The sequence below is a fragment of the Sphingomonas sp. Leaf257 genome (assembly GCF_001422185.1).
Classification (GTDB): Bacteria; Pseudomonadota; Alphaproteobacteria; order Sphingomonadales; family Sphingomonadaceae; genus Sphingomonas; species Sphingomonas yabuuchiae.
Genome location: NZ_LMMH01000035.1, coordinates 139,719 through 162,285, shown reverse-complemented (window position 1 = coordinate 162,285; position 22,567 = coordinate 139,719). Strand labels below are relative to the sequence as shown.

Here is a 22,567-nt window from a genome sequence, read left to right as displayed (position 1 = left end):
GCGTTCGTACCTTGGGAGTTGTCATGACCTACGTCGTCACCGATGCCTGCATTCGCTGCAAGTATATGGACTGTGTCGAGGTGTGTCCCGTCGACTGCTTCTATGAGGGCGAGAACATGCTCGTCATCAACCCGTCCGAATGCATCGATTGCGGCGTGTGCGAGCCCGAATGCCCGGCCGAGGCGATCCTGCCCGATACCGAGAGCGGGTTGGAACAGTGGCTGGAGCTGAACAACACCTTCTCCGCCCAGTGGCCCAACGTCACCCGCAAGCTGGACCAGACGCCGCCCGATGCGGATGCGATGAAGGGTGTCGAGAACAAGTACGACCAGTTCTTCAGCCCGGAGCCCGGGAAGGGCGACTAACTGGGACGCGCCCGGGAAGGGCGACTAACCGGGACGCGCCCGGCAAGGGCGACTAACCGGGACGCGCCCGGCAAGGGCGACTGATCCCGATCATTCCTCCCCTTTCAGGGGAGGTAGCAGGCCGAAGGCCTGACGGAGGGGTGTACCCCCCTTTCGATGGCGGGACACCCCTCCACCATGCTGCGCATGGTCCCCCTCCCCTTACAGGGGAGGAAAGATGGAATGGGGATGCGTAGGCCGCCCGCACCGGATGGTTCCGCTACCCTGCACATATGCTGGTAATTTTCTTGCGACCATGCTATATGGTTTCGCGACGGGCATAGCTGTTTCCGCGACCGCCCGCCTTTGATGTGTTCGACCCTTCCTTCCCGAGGCCGACTTGATCAGTGGACCCATTTCCGCTTGTTCGGCGCTCGTGCGAAGGCCCTGATCCGGAAAGGCCCCCAATGGCTGCCAAGGCGCTCCACTTCGACGTCGGTGACTATGTCGTGTATCCCAAACATGGCGTGGGCCGCGTTATCGAGCTGCAAAAGCAGGAAATCGCAGGGATGCAGCTCGAACTCTATGTGCTGCGGTTCGAAAAGGAGCGCATGACGCTCCGCGTTCCCACCAACAAGGCCGAGTCGGTCGGCATGCGCAAGCTGTCCTCGGACAAGACCATGCGCGAGGCGATGGAAACGCTGAAGGGCAAGCCCAAGGTCAAGCGCACCATGTGGTCGCGCCGTGCCCAGGAATATGAAGCGAAGATCAACTCGGGCGACCTGGTGTCGATCGCCGAAGTGGTCCGCGACCTGTTCCGCGCCGACGACCAGCCCGAGCAGAGCTATTCCGAGCGGCAGATCTTCGAAGCGGCCACCAGCCGCCTCGCCCGCGAACTCGCCGCGATGGAAGAGGTGGACGAGCCGCGCGCCCAGGAAAAGATCCTGGAAATCCTGCGCGCTGCCGCCGCCATCTACAACAAGGAAAAGCCCGCCGCCTGACCTGCGGTCGGTCTTTGCCGATACGAACAAGGGGCGGTCCCAGGCGGGGCCGCCCCTTTTCATTTGCACGGACAACCCGAGCATGTGTATTATTCATTCAATACACAGGAGGTCGCTCATGCCCAAGTCCGTCACGCTTTCCACGCTTCTCGGCCTGATGGTACTGGCCATCCCCACCGCCGCCTGTTCGTTCGAAAGCGACGCCAAGGGACAGGAAGTTCCCGCGCAAGGTTCTGGCGACACGCGCAGCTATGCGGTGCGGGGCTTTACCACCGTGTCGAGCAACGGCAGCGATCCGGTCGATATCCGGGTCGGCGGCGATTTCTCGGTACGCGCGCAAGGGGCGGCGGCCGACCTCGACCAGCTGCGGATCGCACGCGATGGCGACACGCTGCGGATCGGCATGAAGAAGGGCGTGCATTGGGGCAGTCGCCGCAACGTCCGCATCCTGGTGACGCTGCCCCGCCTGACCGGGGCGGGTGTCGCGGGATCGGGGCAGATGCGCATCGACCGGGTGGAGGGCGACAGCTTCAAGGGCGGGATCGCCGGATCGGGTGACCTGACGATCGGCGCCATGCGGGTTCGACAAGCGGATTTGGGCGTGGCCGGCTCCGGCTCGGTGAATGCCAGCGGCACGGCCGACGCGCTGAAGATCGGGATCGCCGGTTCGGGCAATGTGCTGGGGAGCGGCCTCCATGCGAAACGCGCCGAGGTCGGGATCGCCGGATCGGGCCGCGTCGCGGTCCAGGTCGATGGCCCGGCCAAGGTGTCGCTGGGCGGATCGGGCGATGCCGATCTGGGGCCGAACTCGATCTGCACCGTGCACAAGGGCGGCTCGGGCACGGCGCGTTGCGGACGGACGCTGTAACGGGGACCTGCTTGCGACGCCGACGGGGCGGTGCGAGGATGACGCCGATGTTGATCCGCGCCGCTTCCGCTATTCTGTGTTCCATGCTCATTGCGGCGCCTGCTTTTGCCGCCGAGCGGCGCGTCGATCTGAGCAGCTTCGACAAATTGCGGGTCGAGGGGCCGTTCCGCGTCACCATGACCACCGCTCCCTCGCCACGCGGCACCCTGTCCGGTGACGGCGCAGCGCTGCGCCACGTCGAGGCGCAGGTGATGGGCAGCACGCTGGTCGTGCGACGCTCGGGCGGGGGCGACGCACCAGTGACGCTGGCCCTCGCCGCGCCGCCGCTCTCCGGCATCACCGTCATCGGTGGCGCGCAGGTGACGGTGCAGGCGATGAAGGGCAGCGCGCTTACCCTGTCGGTCACGGGCACGGGCGAGGTGCGGGTCGGTCGGGCGGATGGCGATCAGCTGACCGCGATGCTGTTCGGCCCCGCGAGGCTGACCATCGAAGGCGGCCGGGTCGGCAAGGTGCGGCTGGCGGCCAATGGGCCTGCGAGCATTGCGGCCGATGCGCTGGAGGCGGGCGATCTGAGCGTCACGCTCGACGGCCCTGGCGAGATTGCCGCACGGGCGCGCTATACGGCGGCGGTCGCCAATAGCGGGCTGGGCAAGGTGACGGTGGCGGGCACCCCCAAATGCCGGATTACGGGCGGTGGTCCGGTTCGCTGCGGGGCGAAGTAACCGGCGCACGCCGGTCGAGAAACGCGGCGATGGCGGCAAAGGCGTTGGCGCGGACCGGATCGGCCTCGCGCAGGATTTCATGCGCACAGCCGCGACCGAAGGCGACCAGCTCGCCCTGCGGCAGACGCTGCGCCACCCGCGCCGCCGCGCGTGCATCGACCAGCCGATCGGCGAGCGCGACCAGCATCAGCACCGGCGTTTCGATCCGCGCCAGCGCCGGATCGTCGCGCAATGCCGCCGTGGCGCGAAAGGCCTCCGCCACCCAATGCCAGCTGGGCGATCCCAGACACAGCTCGGGCTGCGCCTGTCGAAACGCCTGCTGGTCGGCAAAGCGGGTCAGGTCATGGGTCAGCCTTTTCTGCCGCGCGGTGGCGGCGGCGGGTGTCTCCAGCCGTCGCCAGGCGGGGCGTAGCGGATCGCCGCGCCCGACCTGCCAGCGGGCAAAGCGTGCGCCTGCCCATTGGCCGACCGGTGAGCGCAGCGCCAGCATCGGTGCGACCAGCACCACCGCATCGGGCGCGATCCCGCCCCCGGCCAGCGCCGACAGGGTGGCGAACCCGCCCATCGAATGGCCCAGCACGACATGCGGCCCCTCGCCCGGTCGTACCCACCCGGCATAAAAGGCGGCCAGATCCTCGCCCAGCCGGTCGAGCCGATCGATATGCCCGGTCCCGTCACCCGTCAGCCGTCCCGACCCACCCTGCCCGCGCCAGTCGAAGGCCGTAACGTCCCAGCCCTGTGCGCGGAAATGATCGATCGCATCGCCATATTTCTCGATCATGTCGGCACGACCAGTCTGGAACAGCAACCGGCCCCGCCGCGCGGTGCCCGGTTCGTGCGGGCGGTCATAGCGGCGATGGACCCAGCCATCGGGGGCCGTCCAGTGCGACAGGAAGGGCGTGAGGGGGCCTTCCATCGGGTTCGATGTGTGTGTCGCCATGCAGGTCCGTCCTAGCACGCCCTGTGTTACGGTTGTTGTGGGGTTTGGGGAAAGGTCTGCCCTTGGCCTTCGACTTCGCTCAGGCTGAACGGGGGTTTGGGGTACGATCCGCTCGCCCCAGGCACGCCCCTCCCGCAGGCGGGAGGGGATGGGGGAGGGCAAGGGGTCTCATAGAGACCATCGCTCGCGGCCCTCCCCTCCCCAAACCCAGTTTCAGGTAAACGATGCCCCGCATCGTTTAGGTCATGCCGGGGGCATGACCGACCTGAAACTCGCCTGCGGGAGGGGCTCAAGATCAGAAGATCGACCACTCCAGGATCGCAGGTTCCTTCGCCGTCACCGTCATGCGCAGGAAGCGGGCCTTGCCCGGATGGCGCAGCGTGATCGGCGAACCGCTCACGCCCGTCTCGGCCGCCACGTCGCGCCAGCTTTTGCCGTCCGGCGAAGCCTCGATCCGCAGATCCTGCGGCTGGATCGCAAAGGCCGGACGGACCCGGCTTTCGCGTATGTCCCGCAATCCGCCCAGATCGGCGGTCACCACCGGCGCCTGCCCGGCTTCAGGCCGCCACGCGGTCGCGTAATTGTCGTCCGCGGCCAGCGCGTCCACGCCCTTGCCCATCCAGCGCAGCCCGCGATCGCGCTTTGCCGCAAAGGCCGGGATCACCGGATCATGGGTGGGCCGAACCTTCTCGAACGTGCCGTCCGCCCGTACGGTCAGCGGGTCGACCGACACCTGCCGCAGCACGCGCTCGCCACCCATCACGAAGGGCAACGCCTGACGGTGATAGAGGATGTACGACTTGCCCTTGTCGGCGAAGATCGCGTGATGGCCGGGGCTGATGATCTGCCGCGCGGCATCGGTTTCGAGGAGCGGGCTGTTCGTCGCTTCGATGAACGGTCCCATCGGCGATCTGCCGACCGCATAACGGACCTTGTACGTGTCCTTGGTGGTGTTGCCGTCGCTATAGGTCAGCAGGTAACGCCCCTTCTCTTTCACCATGAAGGGGCCTTCGAAGTAATTCGCCGGGGTCACATCCTTCGGCGCGCCGTCGAAATGGACCATGTCGGGCTTCAGCTTCACGACGAAGCAATGCCCGTTGACCCAGTTCAGCCCCGATCCCCAATAGAGATAGGCCTGGCCGTCATCATCGACGAACGCCTCGGCGTCGATCATGTGATATTGGGGCGCGAAGTCCCGCGCGATCAGCGGCTTGCCGCCATTGGCATCGGCCCATGGCCCCGCCGGGGATGGGGCAGAGCCAACCCACACCTCGCTGCCCACCGAGACATACATATACCAGCGGCCGTTCGGTGCCTTGACGACCGAGGGGGCCCAGACCTTGGCATCGCCCGAGGTCGGGCTGGTCGCGGCCTGCTTGGTCGGCCAGTTCGGCTGCGAGAAGCGCCAGTCGCGGCCATTGTCCGAGGTCCACAGCCCCAGATGATCATCGCCCCACGGATCGATCGTGGCGAAGATATACCAACGCCCCCCATCGCGAACGATGGAGGGGTCGGCGAAATAGCCGGGGAGCAGCGGATTACCCGCCCCCGGACTATTCCATGGAACATCGCGCCGGGGCACAGCGGACCCCGCCGCCCCGGCAAGAAGGACGGCGGCGAGCAGCGCTCCGGCGCGGGCCTTCATCAGCGCAGGTCCAGCATGACGACCGACTTGGCGGGCACCTGCACGGTCAGCGTGCCGCCCGACAGCGTCGCGCCGTTGAACGGCTGCGGCGCGACCTGGTTCGGCGCGTCGAAGCTGTTGTGCGCGTCCATCGTCGCGCCGGTCAGAACCCGGCCCGACACCTGCGCCGCGGTCACGCCGTCCAGCTTGACCGAGACGGTCGCGGGCTGGTTGGGATCGACATTGGTCAGGCCGACATGCACCACGCCCGCCTTGTCGCGAACGGCCGAGGCGCTGACCGCCTTCATCACCCACTGGTTCTTGTTGTACCAGCGCGACTGGACATCGACCGGCAGGACGGTCGCGTCCTGATAGTCCTTGTACATGTCGAACACCCAATAGGTGGGCGTCTTCACCATGCGCGCGCCGTCGGTCAGGATCATCGCCTGGAGGACGTTGATCATCTGGGCGATGTTGGCGCCCCGCACGCGGTCGGCGTGACGGGCGAAGATGTCGAGGTTCAGGCTCGTCACCATCGCGTCGCGAAGCGAGTTCTGCTGGTACAGGAAGCCCGGATTGGTGCCGGGTTCGACATCATACCAGGTGCCCCATTCGTCGACGAGCAGCGCGACCCGCTTGTTCGGATCGTACTTGTCCATGATCGCCGAGTGACGGGTAAGCAACTCCTCCATCTTCAGCGTCTTGGACAGGGTGCGCGCCCAGCTTTCCTCGTCGAAGCCGGTGGCCGCGCCCTTCTTGTCCCAATTGCCCGGAATCGTATAGTAATGGACGCCGATGCCGTCGAACGCGCCGCCCGCGTCCCGCATCATCACTTCGGTCCAATTGTAATCGTCGCTGTTGGCGCCGCTGGCGATCTTCTGAAGCTTTTCGCCCGCCGGGACCTTCAGGAAGGTCGAATAACGGCGCGTCACGTCGGCGGCATATTCGGGACGCATGTTGCCGCCGCAACCCCATAGCTCGTTGCCGATGCCGAACATGGCCAGCTTCCATGGGCGGTCGCGGCCGTTCTTGCGGCGCTCCTCGGCATAGGTCGATTTGGACGGGAAGGTCATATATTCGACCCACTCGGCCATTTCCGACGGCGAGGCCGAGCCGACATTGCCCGAGACATAGGCCTCGGCGCCGACCATCTCGCTATAGTTCATGAATTCATGCGTACCGAAGCTGTTGTCCTCGGTCACGCCGCCCCAGTTGGTGTTGACCTTGGTCAGGCGCTTGGCCTGCGGGCCGACACCTTCGCGCCAGTGATATTCGTCCGCATAGCAGCCGCCCGGCCAGCGGATCACCGGCACCCGGATCGCCTTCAGCGCGTCGAGCACGTCGCGGCGATAGCCATTGACGTTGGGAATCTTGCTGCCCTTGCCGACCCAGATACCGCCATAGATGCCGGTGCCCAGATGCTCGGCGAACTGGCCGAACAGGCGGCGGTTATAGACCGGACCCGGACGGTCGGCATGCACTTCGACCGTGTCGGCGGTACCGGCGGGCGCGGTTTGTGCCGTTGCGGTGCCCGCGAACAGCGTGGCGACCGCCGCCGCGAACAGGAATTTCGTTGCCCTTTTCATGGATTCTCCTCTGCCTGATGCGGCATGATGGCTTATTGTCCGAGTAAAGAACAGCCCTATTGCACCTCTGTCGCGCGAGCGGGCTTCGCTTTGTCGGGGGTGGTGCCATCGCCGCTGAAGGGCTCCAGGCGGAAGGCGACGCGCGTCGGCGCGAGGACGGTGCGATATTGCTGATGCGGCTGACCGACATGGCTCCACGTCGTGTCGCCGCCGACACCCCATTGCGCGGCATCGATGATCAGCGTCGTCTCGCCATGCGGCACGATATCGGTCGACTTCCACGTCCCCGGCGCACGGCGGTACAGGTCGCCATAGGGGAAGGCGAGCGCCTGCATCATCAGCGGCTTGGATGCACGAACACGCATACCCGCCCCCTCGCCCGAAAGCTCCATCCAGCGGACATCGACCTTGTTGCCGGTATCCTGCGGCCGCATGTAATCGTGGTTCTGCTCGGCGATGCTCCCTCGCCACAGCCCGATCGCCGCCGAACTCTTGCGATCGACATAGCTTTCATGCGGTCCCCGACCATACCATTCGACCGTCTTCATGGTGGTGGGCATGGTGTACCACAGGCCGATACGGACCGGCGGCGGCAGGTCGGCCTTCAGCGGTACGAACTGCCCGTCGACATCGACCGCACCGTCGCCTGCCATCTTGTAGCGGGTGACGAAACGCGCCGCGCCCGCCCCCATCTCGTGGTCGACGGTCACGCTCTGGTCGGGACCGATCGAGACACTCCGCACCTGATAGCGGCCGTTCATCGTGAACCAGGGCGATTGCTGGGCGACGGTGCCGTTGGCGGTGTCGTTGTCGGTTTCGGCACGAACGAAATTGGGCTGACCGCCCTTGGCCAGCACGCGACCGCCCGCCGCATAACGCGTTACGAGTCCGGTCTTGCGGTCGATGAGCAGCTCCGCGCCGTTCGCCGACAGGGTGACGCTGTCGGCATTATCGGCGACCGCGACCTGCCCTCTGGCCGCCACCGGCATGGCGGGGGCGTCGGTGAGCGCGAACTGTTCCCAGCCGACCACGTAATTGGCCGGAACCGCGCGGATCGTGCCGTCCTTGGCATGGGCGCGGACGGTCAGGACATATTCCGCTCCGGCCTCGCGCGCGAATTTGGGGGCGAGCGCCACCGTCTGCACCTGTCCGGCCGCTATGGTCAGCGCGGGTAGCTGGCCGCTCGCCACCGCGACGCCGTTCTTCTCGACCACCCAGTCGAAGGTGAAACCCGACAGATCGATAAAGTCATGACGGTTATGTACAGTCAGCCGTCCGGTCTTTGCATCGTAACCGTCGAAGCGGATCGGCGACTGGACCTTCTGCACCTCATAGAGTTGCGGATTGGGCGTCCGGTCGGGCTGGTTCAGCCCGTCGCCAAACTCGATGTCGCCGCCCGGATTGGGGCCGTACTCGCCGCCGTCACCCCAGTAACGCCGCCCGTCCTTGGTATAGCGGTACATGGACTGGTCGACCCAATCCCAGATGAAACCGCCCTGCAGCTTGCGGTGCGCGTAGATGGTGTCCCAGTAATCCTTGAAATTGCCGCCCGAATTGCCCTGCATATGGGCATATTCGCACTGGATCATCGGCTGGGTCCGCGTCGGGTCCTCGGCCCAGTCGACCATCTTTTCGATGTCGTCATACATGGGCGCATAGATATCGACATAGTTGTTCGGCTGATGGCTCCAGTCGAGCGTCCCCCAGCCGAGATAGGAGATCAGCCGTGCCGGATCGCGCCGCCGGATCGCCGCCGCCGCCTTCTCGAAATTGGGGCCGATGCCCGCCTCATTGCCCAGCGACCAGAAGATGATCGAGGGGTGGTTCTTGTCCCGCTCGACCATGTTCATCACGCGCGAGACATGCGCGCCCTCCCAGGCGGGGTCGAAGCCGATCTGATATTTGTCCCGCTCCCCGCCATGGCGGTTGCCCTGCTCCATATAGGCGTGGCTCTCGATATTGGCCTCGTCCATCAGGTAGAAGCCATACTCGTCCGCCAGCGCCAGGAAACGCGGGTCGTTGGGGTAGTGCGAGGTGCGGATGGCGTTGAAATTGTTGCGCTTCATCAGCTCCAGGTCGCGGCGCATCGACGCTTCGGAGATGACGTGGAAGGTCTCGGGGTCATGCTCGTGCCGGTTGACGCCACGGATGACGATGCGGCGGCCATTGACCATGACCTGCCCGTCCTTGATCTCGACGGTGCGGAAGCCGATCCGCTGCGGCGTGGCCTGCACCACCTGGCCGTTCGCATCGACCAGTTCGACCAGCAGCGTGTAGAGATGGGGCGTCTCTGCCGACCAGCTCCGCACGCCGGGCACGGCGGCATCCAGCTTGGCCGAGGTGGCACCCTGGGCCAGTGCTACCTCTCGCGTCACCACTGCCCGCTCGCCGTCGAGCAGCGTCATGCGCGCGGTCATCGCCTGGGGCAGCGCGGGCAGCGTCAACTCGGTCGACAGGGTGCCGTCGCGGTAATTCTTGTCGAGCCCGGCATGGACGAACAGGTCGTCGATCCGCGCTTTCGGCACCGCCCGCAGATATACTGAACGCTCGATCCCCGAGACCCGCCAGAAATCCTGATCCTCCAGATAGCTGCCGTCCGACCAGCGATGCACGCGGATCGCCACGACGTTGCGGCCGGGCTTGAGGAACCGGGTGACGTCATATTCGGTGGGGAGCTTGGAGTCCTCGGAATATCCGGCGTCCTGCCCGTTGATCCATAGCTGATAGGCCGATCCCGCCGCGCCGATCTGAAGGATCACGTCCTGCCCGCGCCAGCCATCCGGCAGGATGAAGTCGCGGCGGTACGATCCCGTCTCGTTATCGTCATGCGGCACCAAGGGCCGGTTGGCGGGGAAGGGATAGGTGATGTTGTTGTATTTGGGCTGACCATATCCTTCGGCCTGCCACATCGCGGGGACCTTTATCGTCTTCCACTTGGACACGTCGTAACCGGGCCGCTCGAACCCCTTGGGCGCGCCGTCGACAGAGGGGGAGAAGGCGAAGGACCAGTCGCCGTCGAGGCTCATGAAGCGGCTGGATCGGGTCCGGTCGCCCGCCAGTGCCAGGTCGCGGCTTTCATAGGGAAAGGCGGTGGCGCTGGCGGGGCGGGTGCCGCGCGCGTTGACGGCGGGATTTTCCCAATCGGGGCGGCTGGGGTCGACCTGGACGGCGGCGACCTGCGGGCCGTTTTGTGCAAAAGCCGGGCTCGCCAGAGCCACCACGGCCACACCGGCCGCCAAACGCCACTTCATACCACTCCCCTTTGTCACTTCCCGCGATTCCCTGACCGGATCGCGCCTATATTTGTCTGATTTTTATGACGGCTTTGTCATCTCGACAAGGAAAAAGGACCTCGGGACCGCCAGCGCATCCCCGATCCGACGCAGGTTGACGGACCCGCTGCGCCTCCGGCTATAGTCTGACGTTTGATCGGATATGCGTTGGGGAGACGCCAGGGTGAAGAACGTGACGATCCTTCGCAAAAGCCGTCTGGCGGCCGCCGCGCTGGCGCTGATCCTGGGTCCGGGGGCGGCCCAGGCGGCGCAGGGACAGGCCGCCCCGCCGCCCGCCGACCGTCCGGTGCCCGTGACCCTGCGCCCCGCGATCGACCGCCCGTCGACGGTGTTCGAGGGCTGGGGCACCGCGCTCGCCTGGTTCGCGCATGTCACCGGCGGCTGGCCCGAGGCGGAACGCACGCGGCTGGCCGATCTGTTCTACGGGCCGCAAGGCCTCGGCTGGACGATCGCGCGCTACAATATCGGTGGCGGCAACGCGGCGGATACGCCCCCCTATATGAAGGTCGGACGCGCGGTTCCGGGTTTCTGGCGGCAACCGGCGGGGATGACGGGCAAGGACTGGTGGCGCGCCGACGATCCCGCCATGTGGGACTGGGGGCAGGACGCCAACCAGCGCTGGTGGCTCGATGCCATCACCGCGCGGGTGAAGCAGCCGATCTTCGAGGCCTTCTCCAACTCGCCGCCCTGGTTCATGACGGTCAGTGGCCGGGTATCGGGCGCGGAAAAGGGGACGGACGACAATCTTCGCCCCGGTCAGGAAGCCGCCTTCGCCACCTATCTGGTCCGCGTCACCGACGAATTGCAGCGGCGGCACCATCTGACCTTCCGCACCCTGTCGCCGGTCAACGAGCCCAACACCAATTACTGGTTCGCCGCCAACACCCAGGAAGGCGCGCATTGGAGCCCCGCCCGTCAGGCGCAGATGATCGACGCGACCGCCACCGCGCTGAAGGCCAAGCGGCTGTCCACCGTCATCGCCGCCCCCGACGAAACCGCCTCGCATCTGTTCGTACAGGACTGGGCCGCCTATCCGCCCGCCACCCGCGCCGCGATCGGACAGTTGAACGTCCACAGCTATGGCACGGTCCATCAGACTGCCGTGCGCGACATCGCCCGCGCCTCGGGCATCAAGATGTGGATGAGCGAGAACGACACGCCGCTGTCGGGCGATCCCGAGGACCTGACCGGCATGGCGACACCGCTGGCCTTTGCCGAGCATGTCGTCGGCGATCTCAAGCGGCTGGAGCCCGCCGCCTGGGTCTTCTGGCAGGCGGTCGAGGACCTCAGCACCCGCAAGGGCGAGAAGGGATCGAACTGGGGTATCGTCAAGGCCGACCTGATGGGCGCGGCGGACCAGCCCCATGCGATCCATGTGACGGGCAAATATTGGGCGATGGCGCAGTTCAGCCGCTATATCCGGCCGGGCGACCGGTTGGTTCCGGTGGACGATATGGACACGGTCGGCGCGCTGTCACCCGACGGACGGCGGCTGGTGCTGGTCCATGTCAATCCAGGCCTGTCTCCGAGACCGCTGAACGTGGCGGTGCCGGGGCGGTGGCAGCGGCGGATGATCGTGACCGACGCTGTGCATAAGTCCGTGGATATCACAGGGGATATCGCGCCGCCGCGCTCGGTGGTGACGTTGATATTGACGCGTTGACGGTAGAGCGTGGCCTTCGACTACGCTCAGGCTGAACGGAGGGAGTAGCAAGCCCCCTCCCCCCAACCTCCGTTCCGCCTGAGCGTAGTCGAAGGCCAGGGGAAACACTCTCCACACTGAACCGCTAGGTTGCGGGTCCGAGTCCTGCCGGGCCCACCGGCCTCACATCCCCGCATCCGGATCGGTCAACCCGATCATCCGCCGCCCTGCCCTGCGCGCGAAATTCAGCGTCGCCTTCTTCCGCACATGCGCCGGCAGCGGCACGCTATGCGCCTCGCGCACGATCGCGGCGTCGTAACGATCGGCGACGATGATCCCCGTCCGCTCGGGCAGGAACGCCGCGCTTTCCAGCGGCGACCAGTCGAACCCGGCGGGCACCGCCCAGTAGAAGCGGTCGCAATGCGCCAGATAATCGGGCCATTTGCCGTCGCCCAGCATGTCGGCGCGCGACACCTTGATCTCGACGACGACGACATTCCCCCGCACGTCGAGCGCCATCAGGTCGGCGCGGCGGCCGCCCTCCAGCGGGACTTCGGGAATGGTGATCAGGTCGTGGCGGAGCAGCATCCGGGTCACGCCCCGCGCGACATCGGCGGCGCAGAGCGGAGACAGCGGATCGTCGACGCACGAAGCGGGCGGCATGTCCAACATGCCACCCGCTTAGAACATTTGACGAACAAATGCAAAAGCCCCTGAAACGGGGCCTTGAATATCAACGATAGAAGATGTGGTTGCCGATCGCGGCGACCTTCTGCACCCGCACGCCCGGACGGTTGCCGGGGGTGTTGAAGTACAGCGCCTTGCCTGCGGTGCTGTCCCATGCCTGGGCCAGCGCGACCTTGGCGACGGCGACGGCGGTGCGATAGGCGGTGTGCGACGGGCTGACCGACGGAATTTCACCACGGCGCACGAAGCTGAACTGGCCGCGCTGCTTGATGACGTCGCAGACGCCGGTGGGGAAACGACCCGACTTGGTGCGGTTCAGGATGACCTGCGCCACAGCGAGCTGGCCTGCGAGCGGTTCGCCGCGACCTTCGAAATAGATGGCACCGGCCAGACAGCGGAGCTCTTCGCTCGACGCGATCTCGTCCTGATCGGCCACGGCGTCGGCCAGCGAGTCATAGTCGCCGTCCTCATCGCCTTCAGAAACCTGGGAAAAATCGGGGAGCGCGGACATGGTGGCCCGGGCGCTCTGGGGAACCATCGCGACATCGGCGACGTTGATCCCGGAAACAGTCATCGCACTGACTGGAGTGGCAGCAACACCGGCAACGTTGGTCGCGAGGCTGGGGGTGCTGGTGGCGAGAAGACCCGCCAGAGATAGAGCCATGGCAGCGGACGCCGCGACTCGCTTGAAAACGGTCATTCACTCAAACAGACATGCGGTTGGATCACGGACCCGAGCATTGCCCAAGGGCGCTCGTCCGGGCTTCCCCCCGACTGCGTAACCCACCGGATCGCACCCGATAAGCACAACGCGAAATTACGATGGGGGGCTCGTGGCCGATCCGGCCGCGTTCGTCAATGTTGCAGGATCGTTTCAGCGGTGAAGCGTTCCGCCGCAGCGCCATCCAGTTCCAGGACCCACAGGTCCGGATCGCGCGCCCGGCGGCGCCGCCAATAGCTTAAAATATCGTTTGCAGGCGTCGATTCGATCAGCGCGGTCTTGCCATCGGGACCGATACCCCGCTCTAGCACCCGTTCGCGCCGGTGCGACGTGACGGGGTCGGTATCGATGACGATCACCAACATGCCCCCGGCCTGCGGATCGCCCTTGGCCAGCACCATGCCCATGCCGCCGCTGTCATTCATCCGGCGCAACAGGGCGGTGACCAGCATTCCGCTCGGCAGACGGCTGTCCATCGCGCTCAGACCGTCCGATAGCCGGGCAGGCCCGCCAGCGCGATCTGCGAGCGCATGAAAGTGCCGGTGCCGCGCGCGACCTCTTCGCCGCTGGCATCGATCAGCCGTGCATCGGCGACGAACACCCGTCGCCGCCCGCTGACCCAGCGGCCCTCGGCCACGACCTCCCCCGCCTTGATCGGGCGGGTCAGCAGCAGGTTGAACTGGGTGGTCAGCAGGAAGCGGTCGGTGACCAGGCTGTTGCAGGCATAAAAGGCCGCATCGTCGAGCATCTTGAAATAGCTGGTGCCATGCGCCGCGCCGGCCGCGTGATAATGCCGCTCGTCCACCCGAAAGCGGATGCGCGCGACGCCCGGCTCGGTAATCTCCAGCGTCGAGTCGAACAGGCGATTGATCGGGGCTTCGGCATAGAGCGTCTCGAGCGCCCGGAAATGCGCGGCCTCGCCCTCAGGCCGCGGCGTCACGCGCCTCGTCCTGGGTGAGCAGCGCCCAGATCGCATCGGGCGACCCCGCCCCGCGCAGCTTGGCGACGAAGCCCTTGTCGCGCAGCCGCCGCGAAATCCGGGCCAGCGCCTTCAGATGCGCGGATCCCGCATCGGCGGGCGAGAACATCGCAAAGACCAGATCGACCGGCATGTCGTCGACCGCCTGGAAATCGACCGGCTGTGCCAGACGCGCAAAGACACCGACGATCTGGGTCAGTCCGGGCAGCTTGCCGTGCGGGATGGCGACGCCCCCGCCGAAACCGGTCGACCCCAGCTTCTCGCGTTCGAGCAGCACATCGGCCAGCAGCTTGGCATCCTGCCCCGCAGGCCCGGCGGCAGCCGCCGCCAGCGCCTGGAACAGGGTCTTCTTGTTGGCGGCGCTGACGCCCGCCAGCACCGTATCGTGGCGCAACAGATCGCTGAAGTCGTTCATGGTCTTTCCGGTGCGCCCCCGCGCGGCCCGCCTAATAACGGGCCACGCGGAAGAACGATAGAGCTTATCCGGCCGTGCCGCCGCGTTGCGGCTCGACCCAGCCGATGGTTCCGTCACCACGGCGATAGACCATGTTATACGATCCCGTGCCCGAATTCTTGAACAACAGGGCCGCAGTATTGCGCAGATCGAGCATCATGACCGCATCGGAGACACTGGCGTCGGGGATATCGACGCGGGTTTCGGCGATGATCAGGGGTGCATCGCCCGCCTCGTCCTCATCCACCTGTTCGGCAAAGAGGGTGTAGCCCGCATCATAGGCCCCGGCCTCGGCCAGTTCGATCGCCTGCCCCGCATTGCGGTCCTTCAGGCGGCGCGAATAACGGCGCAGCTGCTTTTCGATCTTGGTCGCGGCGCCGTCAAAGGCGAGGTGCGCGTCCTGGGCTTCGTGACGGCCTTTGAGCACCAGGCCGCGGGTGACGTGCATCACGATATCGCATTTGAAGCCGACGTCATGCGGCCCCTTGCCGAACGTCACCTCGGACGAGATGGCGCGGGCGAAATATTTCTCGGCGATACCCTGAAGCCGGTCCGTCACATGGGTCCGCAGCGCGTCGCCCGTTTCGACCTGATGACCAGAAATCCGGATATCCATCGTCTTCTCCTTGATGCACTCTGATGGGACGGTCCTTTTGGCCTGTCCCGTGGCGTCAACCGGACGCCTCGGCCCCCCAAACCGGATCGGTTATGCCCTTTAGAAACGCCGCATGGGCGGCAAGTTCCGCCTCGCTCGGCCGGAAGATGCGCGGCGGGCGGACTTTTGCGGGCGCGCGGGCGACGATCACCGGGCCGGTGTCCGCGCTCGCCTCGGCGAGCAGGCCCAGGCCGATCTGCCGCCCGCCCATCAACTCGACATAGACCTGCGCCAGCAGCTGCGCGTCGAGCAGCGCGCCGTGCAGCACACGGTGCGAGCGGTCGATGCCATAACGCGAGCAGAGCGCGTCGAGCGTATGCTTGGCCCCGGGATGCTTGCTGCGCGCGATCGCCAGCGTGTCGACCATCCGCGTCTTCTCGCAGACCGGCGGGAAGCCCAGCGCGCCCAGCTCGCCATTGATGAAGCCGAAGTCGAAGGTCGCGTTGTGCGCGATCAGCGGCGCGTCGCCGATGAAGTCCAGAAAATCGGCCACCCCGGCCGAAAAGACCGGCTTGTCCTTCAGGAACGCGTCAGACAATCCGTGGACCGCCTGCGCCTCGGCCGGCATCGACCGTTCGGGATTAAAATAGGCGTGATAGGTGCGCCCGGTCTCGACCCGGTTGACCAGTTCGACACAGCCGATTTCGACCAGCCGGTCGCCTTCCGAAAATTTGAACCCTGTCGTTTCGGTGTCGAAAACGATCTCTCTCATGACCCGACTATCGGCCTTCGGATGCGGTGATGCAAGCGATCAAAGACCGCACTTTTTCGCGGGTTTCGGCCAATGGAATGTCGGTCGCGACGACATGATCGGCGCGCGCACGCTTATCCCGATCGGGCCATTGACGCTTCAGAATGGCATCGAATTTGGCCCGGGTCATTCCCGGCCTTGCCAACACCCGCGCCTCCTGGATTTCGGGTTTTGCCGAAACCACCAACACCTTATCCACAGCCTTGTCACCGCCGGTTTCGAACAGCAACGGCACGTCGACCACCACCAGCGGAGCCCCGGCATGCGCCGCCAGAAAGGCCGCGCGTTCGGCCTGCACGGCGGGATGCACGATCGCCTCGAGTCGGCGCATCGCCGAATCATCGCCCAGCACCGCCTGCCCCAGCGCGGCGCGATTCACGCCATCGGGTCCGGTGGTGCCGGAAAAGGCCGACTCAATCGTCGCGACCAATGTTCCACCTGGCCCCTGCAAGCGGTGAACGCAGGCATCGGCGTCAAACACCGGCACTCCTTCGTCGCGAAACATCTGCGCGACGGTCGACTTGCCCATGCCGATCGAGCCGGTCAGCCCCAAAACGATCATAGCCGCACGGTCATCGCAGCAGGATCTCGCGCAGCTCGCCGTCCCGGTCGCGCGGCGGGGGGATGCCGAAGAACCGCTCGAACGCCACCGCTGCCTGTCCGATCAGCATCTCCAGCCCGTCGATCGTCGCCAGCCCCCTCGCCCGCGCCGCCGCCAGCAGCGCGGTTTCGAGCGGCGCATAGACGATGTCATAGACGACCGCGTCCTCCGGCAGGGCGGACAGGTCGAGGTCGAGCGGCGGCTGGCCGGTCATGCCCAGGCTGGTCGCGTTGACGACCAGGGCGCTGGGCGGCACGGCGTCACCGATCGGCAGCGCCTGCCCCTCCAGTCCGAAGGAGGACAATAGCGCCGCCCCCTTGTCCACATTGCGATTGAACAGCGTCACCGGCCCGACGCCGATCCCTGCCAGGGCATATAGGACCGCCCGCCCGGCCCCCCCTGCCCCGATCACCGTCACCGGCTTGCCCGCCAGATCGAAGGCTTTGAGCGGCGCGGCAAAACCCGCCGCATCGGTGTTGGTGCCAACCAAAGCGCCGTCCGCATCGCGAAACGCCGTGTTGGTCGCCCCGATCGCGGTACGTATATCCTCACGATCCTCGACATGCTCCAGCGCGGCAATCTTGTGCGGCACGGTGATGTTGCAGCCGCGCCAGTCCGGATCGGCCTTCCGCTCGGCGAAATAGGCGGGCAGCGCATCCGGCGTGACATGGGTGGCGCGATACGCCGCCTCGATCCCCAGCGCCTTTAGCCAGAAACCGTGGATTTTCGGGGATTTGCTATGGGCAATCGGGTCGCCGATCACCTCCGCATAAGGAAGGGCCATCAGGCGGGCATCCAGCCGCGTTCGCGCAAATAGCCCAGCACGGGAAGCAGCGGCATGCCGAGAATGGTGAAATGGCTGCCCTCGATCCGCGAGAAGAGCTGCACCCCCGGCCCCTCGATCCGGAAACAGCCGACGCAGCCCGAAATGGCGGGCCATTCCTGATCCAGATAGCGGTCGATGAACGCACCCGAGAGCGGGCGGACATGGAGCTTGGCGCGCTCGACATGCCGCCACACGGGACGGCCATGCTCGGCGATGACGGCGGCGCTCCACAGCTCATGGCTCCCGCCGCTCATCCGCGCCAGATGCTCGGCCGCCTCCTCGCGGCTCTCCGGCTTGTCGAGCAGCGTGCCGTCGGCGAGCGCGACGATGGAATCGGACCCCAGCACCGGCACCGGCCCGGCATTGGCGGAAACCTTTACCGCCTTCATCTCGGCCAGCGCATCGGACAGGTCGCGTGGGGAAGCCCCAGCCATCGCCGCCTTGACCCCGGCTTCGTCCACCCGCGCAGGCAACGCTTCATAGGCCACGCCCGCCGCGTCGAGCATCGCCCGGCGCGAGGCGCTTTGCGAGGCGAGGATGATCATGCGTCGGACTTTCTCTGGTTCACGAGGGAGATGATCGCCGCCGCCGTTTCCTCGATCGAGCGGCGGGTGACGTCGATCACCGGCCAGTCATTGTCGGCGAACATCCGCCTGGCGAAGGTGAGTTCGCGGTTTACCGCCTCCTGCTCGACATAATCGGTGTCGGGCGCCTGGTTGAGCGAGAGCAGCCGGTTGCGCCGGATCGCGATCAGCCGATCGGCGCTGGTGGTCAGGCCCACGACCAGCGGCTTTTTCAGCGTGAAGAGGAAGGGGGGCGGGGGGCTTTCGACCACGATCGGGATGTTGGCGGTCTTGTAGCCGCGATTGGCCAGATAGATGGAAGTCGGCGTCTTGGACGAACGGCTGACACCCGCCAGCACGATATCGGCCTCTTCCCATTCCTCCCACGCGATGCCGTCGTCATGCGCGATGGTGAACTGGATGGCATCGACCCGCGCGAAATAGGCGGCGTCGAGCACATGCTGGCGGCCGGGCCGCATCTTGGCCTGCACGCCCAGCAAGCCCGACAGCGCGGCATTGACCGGATCGAGCGGTGCGACCGTCGGCAGGCCCAGCGCATGGCAGCGGCTTTCCAGCACACGCCGCGTCGTCGGGTTGACCAGCGTATAGATCACCAGCCCCGGATTCTGCGCGATCTCCTGCAGGATGCGCTCCAAGTGACTCTCGGTGCGCACCATCGGCCAGAAGTGCCGGACGGTTTCCACATCGTCATATTGGGCAAGCGCCGCCTTCGCGATGTTCTCCAGCGTTTCGCCGGTGGAATCGGACAGGAGGTGCAGGTGGAGCCGCGTCTTCATGACCGACCTAATGACTCTGTGGATAACATGGGAAGAATCGGTAGCGTAACTTCGCCGACCGGCCAAGCGGCGGACCGGCGGTGGATAACGACCGATTCGTCCACAATGAATCTCACAGGTCCGATTCTTTTCCACAGCCTGTGAGTTACGGGGGTCATGAATCCGAATCCCGTTGAATCGGCGATTCCCCATGAGTCAACGTGTTGGCATATCGGGGAGAGCCGCATAATCCCGACAACCAACGTGCCAACCACTTCAACAATCCATTCTTAGAATCTTCTTTAATAGAAGAAGGGGGGTCTCCTGACCGACGTTGCGATTCAAAAGCCCCTGCTCGCCGTGCTGAACGGAGAGCGGCAGGCGACACCGCCGATGTGGCTCATGCGACAGGCCGGACGCTATCTGCCGGAGTATCGCGCGCTACGGGCGGAGAAGGGGGGCTTCCTGGCTTTGGCCACCGATCCGGCGGCGGCGGCCGAGGTGACGGTGCAACCGATCCGTCGCTTCGGGTTCGACGGCGCGATCCTGTTCTCCGACATCCTGATGGTCCCCTGGGCGCTGGGGCAGGACCTCAGCTTCGGGGCGGGGGAGGGGCCACGTCTGGCGCCCGCGCTGGTCGATCATGCGCTGAATGCCCTGGAGCGTGTCCCTGAGCGGCTCGATCCGGTCTATGCCACCGTGGCGGGGGTGAAGGCGCAATTGCCTCCACAGACCAGCTTCCTCGGCTTTGCGGGCTCTCCCTGGACGGTCGCGACCTATATGGTGGCGGGGCAGGGGTCGAAGGATCAGGGCGAGACGCGGCGTTTCGCCTATGCCGACCCGGCGGGGTTCGGGGCGATCATCGATGCGATCGTGACCATGACCATCGACTATCTGGCGGGACAGGTCGAAAACGGGGTCGAGGCGGTGCAGCTGTTCGACAGCTGGGCGGGCTCGCTGTCCCCCGCGCAATTCGAGCGCTGGGTGATCGCGCCCAATGCCGCGATCGTCGAGGGTTTCCGGGCGCGCTGTCCCGGCGTGCCGGTGATCGGCTTCCCCAAGGGCGCCGGGGGCAAGCTGCCCGCTTATGCGCGGGAGACCGGCGTGGACGCGGTCGGACTGGACGAGACGGTCGATCCGGTCTGGGCCGACACCTATCTGCCCAAGGGTTTGCCGGTGCAGGGCAATCTCGATCCCCTGGCGCTGATCGCCGGGGGCGAGGCGCTGGACGGGGCGGTGGATCATATCCTGGCGGCCTTCACCGAACGGCCGCATATCTTCAACCTGGGCCATGGCATCCTGCCCGACACGCCGATCGCGCATGTCGAGCGGCTAATCGCCCGCGTACGGAGCGCATGATGATCGGACTGTTGGGGGCCGCCTATGAATGGGTGAAGGCGGCGCATATCATCTTCGTGATCTTCTGGATGGCCGGGCTGTTCATGATGCCGCGCTATCTGGTCTATCATCAGGAGGCGCTGGTCGCGGGCGACGCCACCGACGCCGCGCGCTGGGTCGAGCGCGAGGGCAAGCTGCGCAAGATCATCCTGACCCCGGCGATGATCGTGGTCTGGGTGCTGGGGCTGCTGCTGGCGGGCTCGCTGGGGCTGTTCTCGGGCGTGCCGGGGCTGGGATGGCTCCATGCCAAGCTGTTCTTCGTGCTGCTGCTCAGCGGCTATCATGGCTGGATGGTTGGCTACTCCAAAACACTGGCGCGGGGTGAGATGAAGCTGAGCGGCAAGCAGTTGCGCATGATCAACGAAGTACCTGCGCTCGCCGCGACGATCATCGTCGTGCTGGTGGTGATCAAGCCGTTCTGAACTCCTCTCCCCCTTCTTGAGGCGGGAGGGGTTGGGGGAGGGAAAAGCCACAGGCACTGGTCTCGGTGAGACTCTTTGCCCTCCCCAAACCCCTCCCGCCTGCGGGAGGGGCTTTAGACGGCTTTCCCCATTGACTTGGGGCACCCCCAATCCTAACTCCTCCCCCGTACGGCGCGGTCCTCGCGTCGGGTACGCTTCCTTATCGACAGCCTCGTTTCGCCGCGATCCTCGCCGACCGACGCCCTCCGACCATCCGGACCGATCATGCATCTGAAAGACCTCAAGAAGAAAACCCCCGCCGACCTCGTGCAGCTGGCCGAGGAATTGGGGGTCGAGAGCGCGTCCACGCTGCGCAAGCAGGACCTGCTGTTCGCCATCCTGAAGGAGCAGGCGGAGAAGGGCGACCAGATCATGGGCCTGGGCACGATCGAGGTGCTGCCCGACGGTTTCGGCTTCCTGCGCTCGCCGGAGGCGAATTACCTCGCCGGGCCGGACGACATCTATGTCTCGCCCAACCAGGTCCGCAAGCACGGCCTGCGCACCGGCGATACGGTGGAAGGCGAGATCCGCGCGCCCAAGGACGGCGAGCGCTATTTCGCGCTGACCAAGCTGACCAGCGTCAATTTCGACGATCCGGAGGCGGTCCGCCACCGCGTCAATTTCGACAATCTGACGCCGCTCTATCCCGAGCAGAAGCTGATCCTCGACCCCGCCGACCCGACCCAGAAGGACAAGTCGGCGCGTGTCATCGATATCGTCTCGCCGCAGGGCAAGGGCCAGCGCACGCTGATCGTCGCGCCCCCGCGCGTGGGTAAGACGGTGATGCTGCAGAACATCGCCAAGGCGATCACCGACAACCATCCCGAAGTCTTCCTGATCGTCCTCCTTATCGACGAGCGTCCGGAAGAAGTCACCGACATGCAGCGCTCGGTGCGCGGCGAGGTCGTCTCCTCGACCTTCGACGAACCGGCACAGCGCCACGTCCAGGTCGCCGAGATGGTGATCGAAAAGGCCAAGCGCCTGGTCGAGCACAAGAAGGATGTCGTCATCCTGCTCGACTCGATCACGCGTCTGGGCCGCGCCTACAACACCGTCGTCCCGTCCTCGGGCAAGGTGCTGACCGGCGGTGTCGACGCCAATGCGCTCCAGCGGCCCAAGCGCTTCTTCGGTGCAGCGCGCAATATCGAGGAGGGCGGTTCGCTCTCGATCATCGCCACCGCGCTGATCGACACGGGCAGCCGCATGGACGAGGTCATCTTCGAAGAGTTCAAGGGCACCGGCAACTCGGAAATCGTCCTCGACCGCAAGGTGGCGGACAAGCGCATCTTCCCGGCGATGGACGTCGGCAAGTCGGGCACCCGCAAGGAAGAGCTGCTGGTCGAGAAGGACAAGCTGTCCAAAATGTGGGTGCTGCGCCGCATCCTGATGCAGATGGGCACGATCGACTCGATGGAGTTCCTGCTCGACAAGATGAAGAACTCGAAGACCAACGAGGATTTCTTCGACTCGATGAACCAGTAAGGGTTGGGGGCTCAGTCCCCCACCGACGCTACGGTTTGATGGGTTCGCTGGCGGCAAACAGGCCCGCTTGCGAACCCATTTTCGTTTTGGGGCGTTAGCAGGCCCGATCCCACCCCCTTTCGGGATCGTGCCGGTCCAAGCACGGCACGGCCGCGTCGTTGCTTAACACGCGACGCGGCCAAACGGGGGTGAA

General features: G+C 65.7%; 23 protein-coding genes. 8 read left to right on the top strand and 15 right to left on the bottom strand.

Features of this window, described 5'->3' with window-relative positions:
- The first annotated feature begins 23 nt into the window (after nucleotides 1-23).
- The 4 genes from fdxA to ASF14_RS18845 all read left to right on the top strand — a co-directional run bounded on the left by fdxA (nucleotide 24) and on the right by ASF14_RS18845 (nucleotide 2,935).
- Complete coding sequence (fdxA, locus tag ASF14_RS18860) at nucleotides 24-365, top strand: ferredoxin FdxA (protein WP_042486955.1); 342 nt, start codon at nucleotides 24-26, stop codon at nucleotides 363-365.
- Between the two features lie 446 nt (nucleotides 366-811).
- Nucleotides 812-1,345, top strand: a complete 534-nt coding sequence (locus ASF14_RS18855) for a CarD family transcriptional regulator (protein WP_042486954.1) — start codon at nucleotides 812-814, stop codon at nucleotides 1,343-1,345.
- A 118-nt stretch (nucleotides 1,346-1,463) separates the two neighbouring features.
- On the top strand, nucleotides 1,464-2,213 hold the full coding sequence (locus ASF14_RS18850) for a head GIN domain-containing protein (protein WP_056438885.1): 750 nt from the start codon (nucleotides 1,464-1,466) through the stop codon (nucleotides 2,211-2,213).
- A 38-nt stretch (nucleotides 2,214-2,251) separates the two neighbouring features.
- Entirely contained in the window at nucleotides 2,252-2,935 is a 684-nt protein-coding gene (locus ASF14_RS18845) for a GIN domain-containing protein (RefSeq protein ID WP_082442344.1), read from the top strand.
- Here the strand turns inward: ASF14_RS18845 and ASF14_RS18840 are convergent.
- From ASF14_RS18840 to ASF14_RS18825, 4 genes are all read right to left on the bottom strand, one after another.
- Nucleotides 2,898-3,875: an alpha/beta fold hydrolase gene (locus ASF14_RS18840; RefSeq protein ID WP_056438879.1), complete on the bottom strand. Its 978-nt coding sequence runs from the start codon at nucleotides 3,873-3,875 to the stop codon at nucleotides 2,898-2,900. The genes ASF14_RS18845 and ASF14_RS18840 overlap by 38 nt on opposite strands.
- 295 nt (nucleotides 3,876-4,170) lie before the next feature.
- Nucleotides 4,171-5,520 (bottom strand): family 43 glycosylhydrolase, encoded by a 1,350-nt coding sequence (locus ASF14_RS18835; RefSeq protein ID WP_056438876.1) that lies wholly within the window; start codon nucleotides 5,518-5,520, stop codon nucleotides 4,171-4,173.
- Complete coding sequence (locus ASF14_RS18830) at nucleotides 5,520-7,085, bottom strand: alpha-N-arabinofuranosidase (RefSeq protein WP_056438872.1); 1,566 nt, start codon at nucleotides 7,083-7,085, stop codon at nucleotides 5,520-5,522. Before ASF14_RS18830 ends, ASF14_RS18835 begins: the two co-directional genes overlap by 1 nt.
- 56 nt (nucleotides 7,086-7,141) lie before the next feature.
- The gene (locus ASF14_RS18825) at nucleotides 7,142-10,336 is read right to left on the bottom strand and encodes a glycoside hydrolase family 2 TIM barrel-domain containing protein (protein WP_056438869.1); all 3,195 of its coding nucleotides are present in this window, start codon (nucleotides 10,334-10,336) and stop codon (nucleotides 7,142-7,144) included.
- Between the two features lie 205 nt (nucleotides 10,337-10,541).
- On the opposite strand from ASF14_RS18825, the gene ASF14_RS18820 reads away from it, so the two are divergent.
- Entirely contained in the window at nucleotides 10,542-12,041 is a 1,500-nt protein-coding gene (locus ASF14_RS18820) for a glycoside hydrolase (RefSeq protein WP_236697145.1), read from the top strand.
- A gap of 162 nt (nucleotides 12,042-12,203) precedes the next feature.
- Here ASF14_RS18820 and ASF14_RS18815 read toward each other — a convergent pair whose 3' ends face one another.
- From ASF14_RS18815 to ASF14_RS18765, 11 genes are all read right to left on the bottom strand, one after another.
- A complete protein-coding gene (locus tag ASF14_RS18815) occupies nucleotides 12,204-12,692 on the bottom strand; it encodes an MmcB family DNA repair protein (RefSeq protein ID WP_056438863.1) in 489 nt (162 codons plus the stop codon).
- A 61-nt stretch (nucleotides 12,693-12,753) separates the two neighbouring features.
- Nucleotides 12,754-13,407, bottom strand: a complete 654-nt coding sequence (locus tag ASF14_RS18810) for a cell wall hydrolase (RefSeq protein WP_056438860.1) — start codon at nucleotides 13,405-13,407, stop codon at nucleotides 12,754-12,756.
- A gap of 155 nt (nucleotides 13,408-13,562) precedes the next feature.
- On the bottom strand, nucleotides 13,563-13,904 hold the full coding sequence (locus ASF14_RS18805) for a DUF1491 family protein (protein WP_056438857.1): 342 nt from the start codon (nucleotides 13,902-13,904) through the stop codon (nucleotides 13,563-13,565).
- A gap of 5 nt (nucleotides 13,905-13,909) precedes the next feature.
- The gene (locus ASF14_RS18800) at nucleotides 13,910-14,368 is read right to left on the bottom strand and encodes a PaaI family thioesterase (RefSeq protein WP_056438854.1); all 459 of its coding nucleotides are present in this window, start codon (nucleotides 14,366-14,368) and stop codon (nucleotides 13,910-13,912) included.
- Nucleotides 14,352-14,822, bottom strand: coding sequence for a PTS IIA-like nitrogen regulatory protein PtsN (gene ptsN, locus ASF14_RS18795; RefSeq protein WP_056438851.1), 471 nt, complete (start codon nucleotides 14,820-14,822; stop codon nucleotides 14,352-14,354). Before ptsN ends, ASF14_RS18800 begins: the two co-directional genes overlap by 17 nt.
- Nucleotides 14,823-14,886: 64 nt before the next feature.
- Nucleotides 14,887-15,477, bottom strand: a complete 591-nt coding sequence (gene hpf, locus ASF14_RS18790) for a ribosome hibernation-promoting factor, HPF/YfiA family (protein ID WP_056438849.1) — start codon at nucleotides 15,475-15,477, stop codon at nucleotides 14,887-14,889.
- Between the two features lie 55 nt (nucleotides 15,478-15,532).
- A complete protein-coding gene (dnaQ, locus tag ASF14_RS18785; RefSeq protein WP_056438847.1) occupies nucleotides 15,533-16,228 on the bottom strand; it encodes a DNA polymerase III subunit epsilon in 696 nt (231 codons plus the stop codon).
- Between the two features lie 7 nt (nucleotides 16,229-16,235).
- Nucleotides 16,236-16,829: a dephospho-CoA kinase gene (gene coaE / locus ASF14_RS18780; protein ID WP_056438843.1), complete on the bottom strand. Its 594-nt coding sequence runs from the start codon at nucleotides 16,827-16,829 to the stop codon at nucleotides 16,236-16,238.
- 10 nt (nucleotides 16,830-16,839) lie between these two features.
- On the bottom strand, nucleotides 16,840-17,652 hold the full coding sequence (gene aroE, locus ASF14_RS18775; protein ID WP_056438839.1) for a shikimate dehydrogenase: 813 nt from the start codon (nucleotides 17,650-17,652) through the stop codon (nucleotides 16,840-16,842).
- Nucleotides 17,652-18,239: a Maf family protein gene (locus tag ASF14_RS18770; RefSeq protein ID WP_082442343.1), complete on the bottom strand. Its 588-nt coding sequence runs from the start codon at nucleotides 18,237-18,239 to the stop codon at nucleotides 17,652-17,654. The genes aroE and ASF14_RS18770 overlap by 1 nt, the downstream gene beginning before the upstream one ends.
- The gene (locus tag ASF14_RS18765) at nucleotides 18,236-19,054 is read right to left on the bottom strand and encodes a pyruvate, water dikinase regulatory protein (protein WP_056438836.1); all 819 of its coding nucleotides are present in this window, start codon (nucleotides 19,052-19,054) and stop codon (nucleotides 18,236-18,238) included. The genes ASF14_RS18770 and ASF14_RS18765 overlap by 4 nt, the downstream gene beginning before the upstream one ends.
- A 318-nt stretch (nucleotides 19,055-19,372) precedes the next feature.
- Between ASF14_RS18765 and hemE the strand changes: the two genes are divergently transcribed.
- The 3 genes from hemE (at nucleotide 19,373) to rho (ending at nucleotide 22,374) form a co-directional block, all read left to right on the top strand.
- Nucleotides 19,373-20,392: a uroporphyrinogen decarboxylase gene (gene hemE / locus ASF14_RS18760; RefSeq protein WP_056438833.1), complete on the top strand. Its 1,020-nt coding sequence runs from the start codon at nucleotides 19,373-19,375 to the stop codon at nucleotides 20,390-20,392.
- Complete coding sequence (locus ASF14_RS18755) at nucleotides 20,392-20,853, top strand: CopD family protein (RefSeq protein WP_056439017.1); 462 nt, start codon at nucleotides 20,392-20,394, stop codon at nucleotides 20,851-20,853. Before hemE ends, ASF14_RS18755 begins: the two co-directional genes overlap by 1 nt.
- Nucleotides 20,854-21,117: 264 nt before the next feature.
- Nucleotides 21,118-22,374 carry a transcription termination factor Rho gene (gene rho / locus ASF14_RS18750; protein ID WP_042486922.1) on the top strand — a complete coding sequence of 419 codons (1,257 nt, stop codon included), beginning with the start codon at nucleotides 21,118-21,120 and terminating at the stop codon, nucleotides 22,372-22,374.
- Nucleotides 22,375-22,567 lie beyond the last annotated feature (193 nt).